The organism is bacterium (assembly GCA_030699905.1).
Taxonomy (GTDB): Bacteria; Patescibacteriota; Minisyncoccia; order Phycocordibacterales.
In genome coordinates, this window is the sequence record JAUYKQ010000022.1 from 36,750 (window position 1) to 48,347 (window position 11,598).

Consider the following 11,598-nt stretch of genomic DNA (forward strand, 5'->3'; position numbering starts at 1 on the left):
ATAAAATTATACTACGAAGCGTAAACCAATACGAATATTTGTCTGGCACAACGCGACTTTCCGGAACCCAAGTTTTGGGCGACCGGCTTTTCGGGTGTATAATCATTGCATGTTTAGAACTTCTTCCCTTTTTGTTTTGGTGGTTTTAATTTGCGCCACGCCCACGGTGTCGTCGGCCCTTCAACTTTCGCGCGATTTGCGGGTTGGGAGCAGAGGAGAAGACGTTCGCGCTCTCCAAGTTTTTCTAAATCAGGACCCGGACACCGCTCTCGCTTTAAGCGGGCAGGGCTCTTTGGGTAATGAGACGGAATATTTCGGTAATTTGACAAAAAAGGCGGTGATTTCTTTTCAGAATAAATATCGTCAGGACGTACTTTTGCCCATAGGACTTTATTACGCTACGGGGTATGTCGGTGGAATGACAAGGGCCAAGATAAACGAAATTTATGATTTTAGAACTGAAATCCAGTCCTCGGAGAGTCATGGTCAAAGGCCGGAAATTATGAACTCGGATGAGACGAAAATTGCCGTGGAAGAGCCAATGAAGAATCCAAATATTCCGGAAGGATATGAAAATCATCCGAACTTTGAACATTATGAAGAGTTTGTCGGGGCTATTAGAACTGTTGGGTCCGAACAGGGCTACTCGCTTGAGGAGCTTGATTTTATGCAGGAAAAAGTCACTGAAGCGCTGGCCACAACTACCGATTATCAAGCGCTTTTTTTGCAAGAACAACTAAAGAACAACGAACTTCCTGATTTTAGCTCTATCTACGACACAAATGGCCCGAGCTTCGGGAGTTTTTTCAGCAACATAGGGAACTATCTTCTGCCAACAGCTCATGCCCAAGCGCCACAAGGCAGATGCGAACAGGGTAACCAGATATGTTTTGGTAGTATGGTGATTTTCCCGTTCCTCTGCACTTGTTCGGGGAACTGGCTTATAACAATGAGACCTTTTCCACCAAGGTACATAGCGCTTCTTACTCACTATCAGGGCGCGCAGGCATATCTTTCTTATAATACGCCATTTACGCGGTGGCTTGTCGGTTTTTACCAGCAAGGAGGCCAATGTCAATTCTATGCCGGAATATCTTGTGTAAGTTTGCCTTCTCAAGGGCAAACCTCGCCGAGGTTGGGTTCGTCACGGACACCGTAGAATCGCGAAAGAAGAAACAAGAGAGAAGAGTCAAGAATTCATTAAGAAATTAAGGGATTGTTGCCGAATAGGCTTTTGAGGTGATTTTTTCAAAATTCGTGCGAGGCGAAGTTTCAAATTTATGGCTTAATGCTGGAAGTATTGGCCAAAAATTTGAAACAAGCCGCAGCCGAATTTTGGGGAAATCAGCCAAAATGGATATTCGGTAACAGTCCCTTAAAGGAAAGAGCGGTTAATTCATTATTTTTTCCGTGAGCTTCTTCCATTTTTCCAAAGAAACGTCTTCGGCGCGAGATTTCACTTCTATCCCGCATGAAACAAAAATGTCGGCCTTGATACCCAGATTACTTGAAAGAAGTTTTCGTTTGCTTGAGAATCCTTTTTTTAAAATTTCAAAAAACTTTTCTTCAGAGATTTTTTCAAAGTTTTTCTTTGAAATATTTTCTATTTTTAAAATCGCCGAGTCCACTTTTGGCGGTGGCGAAAAACTGCCTGCTTTTACGGTGTCAATGTAAATCGGGTTTCCGTACGCCTTGACGCTTATTGAAAGCAAGCTCTCTTTTTTTGGCCTGTCGCTTTTGGTGGAGGTGGCGCCCTGCCCAACAATCCGCTTAGCCACTTCTTTTTGAAGAAGAACAACCATCATTTCCGGCTGTTTCTCTGTACTTAAAAATTTCCGCAAAAATTGACCGGTAATGTAGTAAGGCAGGTTGGCTACTATCTTGTAACATGGAACATGCAACATGGAACACAAGTCATTGAAATCCAATTCCAATATGTCCTTATTGAGTAGAATTAAATGTCCGTTATCAATTTCTTGTTTGAATTTCTCGCCCAGTTTCGGGATGAGGCGCGCGTCTTTTTCAACGGCAATGACTCTGCCCGCTTTTTCCAAAAGAAGTTCTGTTAAAGTTCCCTCTCCGGGCCCGACTTCAAGCACCGCATCTTCCGGCGACAGTTCGGCGGCGTCAACAATTTTTTTCAAAATGTTTCTGTCTTTCAAAAAATGCTGGCCTAATGATTTGCGAGGAAACAAACGTTCTTTATCTTCTAATATTTTGTTTTTATTTCGGTAGTTCATTGCCACTCGATGGAACACGCCACACGGAACATGTAACATTTTGAAACGCAAAGAAAAGAATTTTCTTGTGTCTTTGTTACATGTTCCATGTCCCGTGTTCCATAAATTTAGTCCAAGTATATGGTCTTTCCTCCCCCTTCAAACCTCTCCTCCCTTTCAATAAACTCTTCGTCAATGTCAAAGATAAATTCTGACGGGACGTTTACTTGAATAGAGCCGTATATCGCTCTTGTGCTGGCGCAAGAAAGATATATTTTCGCGCGCGCTCTCGTAATGCCAACGTAAAAGAGGCGTCGTTCTTCCTCGGCTCTTTTACCGCTTAACTCCCCTTCTTCCGAGAACCCTTTGTGTGGAAACAGGCCGTCTTCCAGTCCGGTTACGAATACGTAGTCAAATTCCAAACCCTTGGATGAATGAACGGTGCACAGTCGAACGGCGTTCAGTTCTTCTTTCAGTTCGTCCTGGTCGCTCTGCAGAGCGGTTTCCGTTAGAAATTTTTCTACCGCTTCTTCCGGTTTTAGGTTGTCGTATTTGGTTGCGTACGTTACAAGCTCTCGCATGTTTTCCAGTTTTTCCGCGCCTTCCTCCGAACCATAGCCACGGGTTTTTGCCCTGTCGCGATATTCTTCTTCCAGCCCGCTCTCTTTCATGATGAATTTTACCGTTTGAGACAAAGGTTCTTTAAAAGCTTTTTCCTTTATACCCGACAATGTTTGCTTAAAACGAAAATATACGTCTTTGGTTTTTGGCGGAAGTTCGGAGTCCTTTCCCGAAAAAATCTTAAGCATCGCCACTTTGCCGATACCGCGAGTGGGAACGTTTATTATCCGTTTAATATCCGTAAGGTTTTCGGAAGATAGCGAAGCTCTCAAATATGCAATAACATCTTTTATTTCTTTTCTTTCAAAAAACCTTACTCCTAAAACTTGATAAGGCACTCCGGCGGCAAGAAACGCTTCTTCAAGAGCCCGTCCTTGAAAGTTGGCTCTGTAAAGAACGGCTATTTCTTTGGGCGGTACACCGCGTTCGTTTATAATTTCACCGGCTTTTGTCGCCACAAAGCGAGCTTCGTCGTTTTGGTCGTACGCTTCGTAAAGCGTTACTTTCTCGCCTTCTTCTTTGCGGGTGAAAAGGTTTTTCTTTTTCCTTTCCTTGTTTTTTTCAATAATGCGGTTGGCGACAGTCAAAATTGTCTGCGTAGAGCGGTAATTTTCTTCCAAAAGAACCTCTTTGGCGTCAGGATAATCCTTTTCAAAATCCAAAATGTTTTTTATGCTGGCTCCGCGAAACGCGTAAATGTTTTGGTCTATATCTCCGACGACGGTTATGTTTCGGTGTTCCGCCGAAATTATTTTAACGATTTGGTACTGGACTTCGTTGGTGTCTTGGTATTCATCAATGTGCACATACTGCCACATTCTTTGGTACTTCGCGCGAACTTCCGGATCTTTTTTCAAAAGAAATGCTGTTTTTAAAAGAAGGTCGTCAAAGTCCACCGCCTTTTCCGACTCCAGTATTTTTTCATATTGCCTCCAGATTTTTGAGATGGTGTCGCTTAAAAAACTTCTTGATGCTCTTTTCTCGTAATCGGCGGAAGTGACAAGGTCGCCTTTTTCACGGCTTATTATTGAAAGTGCCTTTCCCGGTTCCAAGGACTTTGGGTCAATTCCTTCCCTTTTCATGGCTTCTCTTATGGCTTTTTTGGAGTCGTCCCTGTCGTAAATGGTGAAATGCTTGGGAAGACGGAGCTTCAAGTGTTCAGAACGCAAAATTCTAACACCGAGAGAGTGGAATGTGGAAACATGAGGGAGTTTAAAATTCAAATCGGAAAGCGAAAAGTTGCCGCCAAGCAAACGCGCGACCCTGTCTTTCATCTCCTTCGCGGCTTTGTTGGTAAAAGTGATTGCCAGGATTTTTTCCGGTGGTACGCCGTTTTTGATCAAATGGAGAATTCTGTGGGTGATTGTTTTTGTTTTGCCCGCCCCCGCTCCGGCTATGATAAGAAGAGGGCCGTCTTTGTGGAGGACGGCTTCTTTTTGTCGATCGTTTAGCTCGTCTAAGTAGTCGGTCATGGGGGATACTATAACATGTAGCTTGGAATATTTTTGTATTCCAAAATGTCGTGTGTTCCAGGAAATTGTGGATAACCAAAAGTCCTCTTCAAATACGCCTTAACGGCAACATTTTTGGACATTGTCGTCCAATACCTTTTGATTGACTTTTAAACACATGAGGATATAATGAACAGCATGTTTGTTACGGGGGCTAAAGCTTAAATGGCTATACAAAGCCATTTTATCGAGAGTAAGACAGAAATACCTTAATTTTATCGGCTTATTTTACTTAAACAAAAAGACCCTTCCTCACCTAAGAAATTCTACTTGTCGGGGAAGGCGAAAAAAAGAGAAGTTTTACGTTTCGCTGCAAAATTATTTGTTTTGCGGTTTGCAGTGGGTGTTTTTATTGTGGGAGTACCCGTTTTTGCGCATGCCGGCATAATGTCATTTGTTGCCGGCATTTTTAGTTCTGAAAAAATCGCTACCGATGCTTCGGCGAGTGTCCTTAACTCTCAAAACATGGACATTTTAAAGGCGGCTTTAAACACAGACCCCAATCCGGCCAAAGGAGGTGGCGACATAACCATAGTGGGAGGAACCGCCCTGTTGTCTGAAACGGGGCCACAAGGCACTCTCGTTGACATAGAAGACCATCTCGCTTCTTCCGGTCAAATAAGTTTATACGTGGTTCGCCCGGGGGATTCTCTTTCCCAGATTGCTCGGATGTTTAACGTATCGGTCAATACCGTTATATGGGCTAACGACATTCGCGGTTCTGTTATTCGCGAAGGACAAACCCTTGTGATTTTGCCCATAACGGGTGTAAAACATACGGTAGTTAAAGGTGACACGTTAGAGAGTATTGCAAAAAAATACAAAGCCGACCTAAAAGAAGTGCTTGACTTTAATAACTTGCCTGAAAACGCCTCCGTTGCTATTGGGGATACGGTTGTTATTCCTGATGGAGAAATCGCCGCTCCAAAACCATCGCCTTCTTCTGCCGGCTCTTCAGCCAAGTATGTTAAAGGTGCGAGCGGTCCGAGCTATGAAGGTTATTATATAAGACCTATCGTTGGAGGCAGAAAAACCCAAGGACTCCACAGTTATAACGGCGTAGATCTTGCCGCTCCGGTGGGAACACCGATAATGGCTTCAGCGAGTGGAACTGTCATTGTAAGCAAAGAGTACGGTTGGAACGGGGGCTATGGAAACTACGTTGTCATATCTCACAGTAACGGTTCTCAAACGCTTTATGCCCACACTAACAAAAACATCGTATCTGTCGGTCAGCAGGTTGTAAAAGGGCAAGTTGTCGCGTATATAGGAATGAGCGGTCGCACCACGGGTCCTCACGTGCATTTTGAAATCAGAGGAGCGAAAAATCCATTTTAAGTCACAAAACGGTAAGAAACTTTGAATTACGAAATACGGTAAGTGCCCCCCACGAGGGAAAGCTCCCAAAAAAGTAACCGCTCCAAGGGCGCTTGCCCGGTCTTAGTCACTTTTTTGTGACTTTCCTCGTGGGGGGGGTAAAGCAGGTGTTTCGTAACTCAAAGTAGAGTAAGAAAAGAAGCCCTTTCTTTGCATTTAAGATGCTCCGTGCCCCGCACTCATATTACATTATCTCTTCCTTTGGTCTGTAACTTAACGCCTCTTTTATGTGCTCAATATTGACTTCGTCATCTCCCAGCATGTCTGCAATGGTTCGGGACAGCTTCAGAACTTTGTGATAAGCCCTGGGTGAAAGAGACAACCTTTCCGCCGAAAGGCGGACAAAGTTTTTCACTTCGTCAGAAAGAGGAATAACCGCGTCAATGTTTTTTGCGGATAAGTTTCCATTTAAGTCGCCGAGGAAACCGAGACGTTTTAAACGGTCTTTTTGTTTTTTACGCGCCGACAATATTTTTTCTTTCGCTTCCACGCTACTTCCTTCTTTTTTGTCCGCCTGCAAGTCCTCGTACTCCATATGGGGAACCTCTATCCACATGTCTATTCTGTCCATAATAGGACCGGAAATTTTTCTTTTATAGCGTTGAATCAGTAAAGGCGAACAAGTGCAAATTTTCTTTTTACTGCCAAAGTTGCCGCAAGGACATGGGTTTAACGTGGCGATGAGAATAAAATTTGCCGGAAACAAAACGGAACCGCGAGCGCGGGAAACGGAAACAGTCCTTTCTTCAAGCGGTTGGCGCAAGGTTTCTATAACCCTGCGGTCAAATTCCGGAAACTCGTCCATAAATAAGACCCCTCTGTGAGCCAGAGTTATCTCGCCCGGTTTAGGGACTGAACCGCCCCCTGTAATGGCAATGTGCGAAGCGGTATGGTGAGGTGACCGCAGCGGCGGGTGTGTCACGAGTTCTCCTGAAACGGTTCCGGCTACTGAATGTATGGAAGTTACTTCCAGAATCTCTTCAAACGTCAAAGGTGGCAAAAGAGAAGCGAATGCTTTGGCTAAAAGCGTTTTTCCGGTGCCCGGAGGTCCGTAGAGGGCGATGTTGTGGCCTCCCGCGGCCGCTATTTCCAGTCCCCTTTTGGCGTTCTCCTGTCCTTTTATGTCGCTTAAATCAATTGCATATTCCGGTTCCCTGTATTTTACTTTGGTTTTTTCCTGCTTCGTTATGAATTTTTTTATTTGAGAATTTATCTCACTGTCGTCAGGACCGTCTTTTTCGTCCAGATGGTCTAAAACTTCTTTTAAAGTATGGGCCCCGAAAATGGAAATACCGTCTATAAGAGCGGCTTCGGCGGCGTTTTCTTTAGGAACAAAAATCTCTTGGAATCCTTTTTCTTTTGCTTCTTTGGCTATGGGCAAAATTCCTTTTACCGGACGAAGGTTTCCGTCAAGAGAAAGTTCCCCCACAAAAAGTTTCTTTTCCGTTTCAAACTTTATTTCTTCATCCGCCAAAAGGTAAGAAAGAGCCATGGCCAGGTCAAAAAAAGGACCCTCTTTTTTAAGATCCGCAGGGGCCAATGCTATGACCGTCTTTTGATTTGATTGTTTGGGAGAAGTAAAACCGGCGTGTTTTACCGCGGCCGATACTCGGCCTCGTGATTCGTCAACTGCTTTGTCCGGAAGTCCGATTAGTGAAAAAGCATTCAGGCCTTTTGAAATGTCGGTTTCCACCGTTATTATATCGGCGCCTAAAATAGATGGTTGGGCACTGTAAGCGCGAGCGAAAGACATGTTAGACAACCAATGATTGATTGAAAATAATATTAACTATTCTGCTGACTTTGATACTTTTTTGGTCGCAGGTTATATGGCTCTGGCTACTCCAAATGTTTTATACAAGTCGTGGCGGCGGGATTTGCTTCCAATCGTTCTTTTTCTATTTCTTCTCCCCCCACTTCACAAACACCATATCCCCCGTCTTTGATTCTTTTTAGAGCTTTTATGATTTCGTTGTATCTGGTTTCCAACTGTTTTAATATGGCGGTATTTTCCTCGTATGATTCTATACTGTCCGCCGTCTCGTTCTCGTCCGAGGCTAAAACATCCATTTTGTCCGGCAGGGCTTCCCAGTCCGCCGGATTGTCGGGATTTATTCGGCCGACACTTTTCAGCTCTTTCACAATGTTTGAAAGCTCTTTTTCCAGCTCTTTTTTAAAATGCTCTTTGTCTATGGTCATGAAGAAAAGCATAGCATGGCTCGTGAAACATGCAAGACATTGAAAAAATATCCTTGAATTACGAAATGGTGTTGAGGCGAGGTTTGAGAGGCGCCTTCGGAGGCGCGGCTGGCGCCGGAGAGAGAAGATTTTTAGTAAAAAATCTTTGTGCGCCACGAAGACCTCGCCGAAAAAGACATTTCGTAATTCACAGAAAATATGGGACATATGACACGAAACATGTTCCACTCACTATCTGACCATTTTTATCGTAAGTTGTCTTCTTAGAATTTCCTCAAATGTGTCGGGGTTTGAAGTTATTACAAGAGTGGAACGGTCGGGAAAAGAATAAAGAAGCAAAATATTGCCGGACTGGTCTTTAAGGGCTCTTACATCTTTGTTTTTTATTATAAAATCCTGAAATTCGCCGTAATAAGTCGGTCTGGTGGTTGTCGCGCCCGCAGTCATTTTCTTTATGGCCGGACTTAAAATCGGTCCAAGGTCATGAGTCAAGTTCTTTTCCCAAGAAAGCATTCCGGCAAAAGCATTTTCAAAATTGTCCACTCGCGTTATGAAAAACGGCTGGTTTTCTATGAGAGAGTGAATGCCAAACATCGCCGGGCCTGTCAGCGTGCGCAAAAGAGCCGCCGGAGCGTCAGTTTCCAGAATCAATATGAAGTCGCCACCCGAAACCACTGTTTTTTCAAGACCGTCGTTTTGAACAAAGTACATTCCGACTACTGAAGTCAGAGAGAGGGGTGATTCCACCGAAGCGTTTAAATAAGCCGAAACATCGCTCCCCTTTTTACCGGTAATATCCACCTCTTTCTGGGTGTCCGCGGAAAACAAAGGAGAAAAAGAGAAATTGTTTTCAAGCGGACTGTTTTTTTTGTTCCAAAAATACACTCCTCCCCATGCTCCGGCTCCCAATATAATGAGAAATAAAGCGACCACCACAAGGCCGGTTCTTCTTTCAGGTTTTTCAGGAGCCGTTAAACTGTAACCCTCCTTTTCATTGCGTCTTTTGTCTTCGGCTATTACTATTTTACCGATACTTCCTTTTTTACTTTTGAGAGCTTCGGCTACGTCGCCTTCGTATGTGCGCAAAGGTTTCAAAATCCGGTCGTTGTTTTTTGTCCGTTCCGGCGGTTCTTTTGGAATGTATTCCCCGTTAGGAAAAGGAGTGGACGGTACCATGTCTTGCGGTATCAAGTTGTTTGATTGTTTTTGAGCAAACATAAAGGCGTTCGCGATGCGAAGTTAAGTTAATTCTCTCAAATTTTTCGGTTACACGCAAAAGATATCTTTTCAAAAACAAAAACCGCCCCGTACGCGCTTGTCGCGGACGGGGCGGTTTTCCTTAAACACTTTTCTGTTTGGCAAAATTCGGGTCAACGTCTTTTATAGACAAGCGGATTTTTCCTTTTTCAGAATCAACTTCCTTGATTACAACCGGCACTTTGTCGCCTTCTTTTAAAATATCACTGACTTTATTCACTCTAAACGGCGCAATTTCGGAAATATGAACCAACCCTTCGGTGTTGTACCCTATACGGACAAAAGCTCCAAAGTCCGCTATTTTAGTGACGACTCCCTGCATTTTGTCCCCCGCTTTGTATTCTCTGGTCATTTCTTCAACGATTTCTTTGGCTTTTTCCGCTCCACCGTCTTTTCCTGTAATAAATACGGTGCCGTCATCTTCTATTTCTATTTCCGTGCCGGTGGCTTCACGAATTTCGTTTATCGTTTTGCCTCCTGAACCGATAACCATGCCGATTAAGCTCGGTTTTATTTTCATAACCAAAATTTTTGGAGCTCGAGGAGAAATATCGGCTCTCGGCGCGGAAATTTCTTTTTCTAAAACGTCCAAAATCTGAAACCGCGCCATCTTGGCTTTTTCCAAGGCCTCCGTGAGGATTTTTATTGAAACACCGGAAACTTTGACGTCCATCTGTATTGCCGTGACGCCCTTTCTTGTGCCCGCCACTTTTAAATCCATGTCTCCATGATGATCTTCAGGCCCTTGAATGTCTGTCAGTATCTTGTAGCGTTTTGTGTTTTCCATCATAAGACCGGAGGCAATACCCGCAACCGGCGAGGAAATAGGAACTCCTCCGTCCATCAGAGCCAAAGTGGAACCGCAAACGCTACCCATGGAAGTAGAGCCGTTTGAAGAAAAGGCCTCTGAAACCAATCGGATAGTGTAAGGAAAAGTTTCTTTGGAAGGAATTACTGGTAGCAGTGCTTTTTCGGCAAGCGCCCCGTGTCCGACCATTCGTCTGTTGGTTCCGCCGGTTCTTCCCGTCTCACCTGTTGAAAATGGCGGAAAATTGTAGTGGTGCATAAAACGTTTTTTGGACTCTTGGATTTCCATGCTGTCAATAAATTGCGCGTCTTGCGGGCCACCCAAAGTCAAAACGGATAAAATATGAGTGCCTCCGCGATAGAAAATTCCCGAACCGTGAAGTATGGGTGACACCCCTCCCGCCTTGGCAAAAAGAGGTCTTACCTCATCCATCCCTCTCCCGTCAGGTCGTCTGTCGTTCTCTATAACTTCTCTGTGAAGCATTTCGTTGACTTTTTCCTCGTAAAAATCATCTGCAAAAGAGATGGAACTCTCCGGCATTTTTTCCGAAAAAATTTCCAGCCACTCTTTTTTAAGGTCATCTATGCTTTTTTTACCCGGTTTACCGCTCATTACCGCCGTTTCAAATTTTGGAAGCACTTTCTCTTCAAACAAAACATTCACGCCTTCGGGACAGACCGGTTTTTCTACCGCTCTTTTCTCCGAGCCCAGTTCTTTTATTATGTCTTCTTGCCATTTTTGCAATCTATCCAGTTCCTTGCCCGCTTCTTCCAAGGCCAAGATAATAACTTCTTCCGATACCTCTTTTCCGCCAACTTCTATCATGTTTATAAGCCCGTCTTTGCCACAAGCCACGATATCGGCTTCAAAAGCATCATTTTGTTCACGGTCTTTGTAAGTCGGATTTATGACAAGTCCATTATCTTTCAATTTACCTATGCGAACCGCGCATGCCGGCCCATTCCAAGGAATATTTGATACGCCCAAAGCCAAAGAAGCTCCTAAAACTCCGAGTATATCAGGGTCATCCTCTTCTATTGAAAGTACGGTAAGAACCACTTGCACTTCATGCCTCATTGAATGGTCAAAAAGAGGCCGTATCGTGCGGTCAACGACCCGTCCCGAAAGCACCGCCTCATCTGTTGGTCTGCCTTCTCGTCTTATAAAACGACTGCCCAGTATTTCGCCGGCGGCATAGAAACGTTCTTCGTATTCAACGGAGAGGGGTAAATAGTCAACTCCCGACTTTGGTTTTTCCGACATTACGGCGGTTGCCAAAACGGTTGTGTTGCCATAACGCACTATGACAGAGCCGTTTGCTTGCTCGGCTAAATCCGTAAATTCAGCGGTTAAAGTTTTTCCGCCAATTTCAATGGAATACTTTTGATTGCGCATGCTAATTGAGGATGGATGCGAATTCACAAATATTCGCGAAGGAGTCGGCGCGAAATTTCTATTCTCTAATACTTTGAGTTACGAAACTCGCTTCCGATGGATTTCTTTTCAATTTCGAGCGAGGCGAAGCAAAAATTATGAGGCATATACAGAGTATCTGTTGAATAATTTTTGCGAAGCCGTAGCCGAAATTGAAAAGAAAGACGCGGAT

9 protein-coding genes are annotated in these 11,598 nt (G+C 44.1%); 3 read left to right on the forward strand and 6 right to left on the reverse strand.

From position 1 onward, the window contains the following. Positions 1-109 precede the first annotated feature (109 nt). Positions 110-1,159, forward strand: coding sequence for a peptidoglycan-binding protein (locus Q8P86_02685; protein MDP3996575.1), 1,050 nt, complete (start codon positions 110-112; stop codon positions 1,157-1,159). A gap of 232 nt (positions 1,160-1,391) precedes the next feature. Here Q8P86_02685 and rsmA read toward each other — a convergent pair whose 3' ends face one another. Together rsmA and Q8P86_02695 are read right to left on the reverse strand one after the other, a co-directional pair. Beyond that, entirely contained in the window at positions 1,392-2,240 is an 849-nt protein-coding gene (gene rsmA, locus Q8P86_02690) for a 16S rRNA (adenine(1518)-N(6)/adenine(1519)-N(6))-dimethyltransferase RsmA (protein ID MDP3996576.1), read from the reverse strand. Positions 2,241-2,347: 107 nt separating this feature from the next. Further along, positions 2,348-4,312 carry a UvrD-helicase domain-containing protein gene (locus Q8P86_02695; GenBank protein ID MDP3996577.1) on the reverse strand — a complete coding sequence of 655 codons (1,965 nt, stop codon included), beginning with the start codon at positions 4,310-4,312 and terminating at the stop codon, positions 2,348-2,350. A 366-nt stretch (positions 4,313-4,678) separates the two neighbouring features. On the opposite strand from Q8P86_02695, the gene Q8P86_02700 reads away from it, so the two are divergent. After that, positions 4,679-5,689, forward strand: a complete 1,011-nt coding sequence (locus Q8P86_02700; protein MDP3996578.1) for a M23 family metallopeptidase — start codon at positions 4,679-4,681, stop codon at positions 5,687-5,689. Between the two features lie 223 nt (positions 5,690-5,912). Here the strand turns inward: Q8P86_02700 and Q8P86_02705 are convergent, their stop codons facing one another. The 4 genes from Q8P86_02705 to Q8P86_02720 form a co-directional block, all read right to left on the reverse strand. Beyond that, the gene (locus Q8P86_02705; protein ID MDP3996579.1) at positions 5,913-7,481 is read right to left on the reverse strand and encodes a YifB family Mg chelatase-like AAA ATPase; all 1,569 of its coding nucleotides are present in this window, start codon (positions 7,479-7,481) and stop codon (positions 5,913-5,915) included. Positions 7,482-7,567: 86 nt separating this feature from the next. Further along, positions 7,568-7,927: a TraR/DksA C4-type zinc finger protein gene (locus Q8P86_02710; GenBank protein MDP3996580.1), complete on the reverse strand. Its 360-nt coding sequence runs from the start codon at positions 7,925-7,927 to the stop codon at positions 7,568-7,570. A gap of 231 nt (positions 7,928-8,158) precedes the next feature. Further along, a complete protein-coding gene (locus Q8P86_02715; GenBank protein ID MDP3996581.1) occupies positions 8,159-9,103 on the reverse strand; it encodes a hypothetical protein in 945 nt (314 codons plus the stop codon). 163 nt (positions 9,104-9,266) lie between these two features. Further along, on the reverse strand, positions 9,267-11,387 hold the full coding sequence (locus Q8P86_02720) for a polyribonucleotide nucleotidyltransferase (protein MDP3996582.1): 2,121 nt from the start codon (positions 11,385-11,387) through the stop codon (positions 9,267-9,269). On the opposite strand from Q8P86_02720, the gene Q8P86_02725 reads away from it, so the two are divergent. Then, positions 11,386-11,598: hypothetical protein (locus Q8P86_02725; protein MDP3996583.1), on the forward strand; the 213-nt coding region annotated here is incomplete at its 3' end. The genes Q8P86_02720 and Q8P86_02725 overlap by 2 nt on opposite strands.

Excerpts from the sequence above, each read along its gene's own strand:
- Q8P86_02695 (MDP3996577.1), bottom strand. The coding sequence starts at position 4,312 with ATGACCGACTACTTAGACGAGCTAAACGATCGACAAAAAGAAGCCGTC.
- Q8P86_02710 (MDP3996580.1), bottom strand. The coding sequence starts at position 7,927 with ATGACCATAGACAAAGAGCATTTTAAAAAAGAGCTGGAAAAAGAGCTT.
- rsmA (MDP3996576.1), bottom strand. The coding sequence starts at position 2,240 with ATGAACTACCGAAATAAAAACAAAATATTAGAAGATAAAGAACGTTTG.
- Q8P86_02705 (MDP3996579.1), bottom strand. The coding sequence starts at position 7,481 with ATGTCTTTCGCTCGCGCTTACAGTGCCCAACCATCTATTTTAGGCGCC.
- Q8P86_02685 (MDP3996575.1), top strand. The coding sequence starts at position 110 with ATGTTTAGAACTTCTTCCCTTTTTGTTTTGGTGGTTTTAATTTGCGCC.
- Q8P86_02715 (MDP3996581.1), bottom strand. The coding sequence starts at position 9,103 with ATGGTACCGTCCACTCCTTTTCCTAACGGGGAATACATTCCAAAAGAA.
- Q8P86_02720 (MDP3996582.1), bottom strand. The coding sequence starts at position 11,387 with ATGCGCAATCAAAAGTATTCCATTGAAATTGGCGGAAAAACTTTAACC.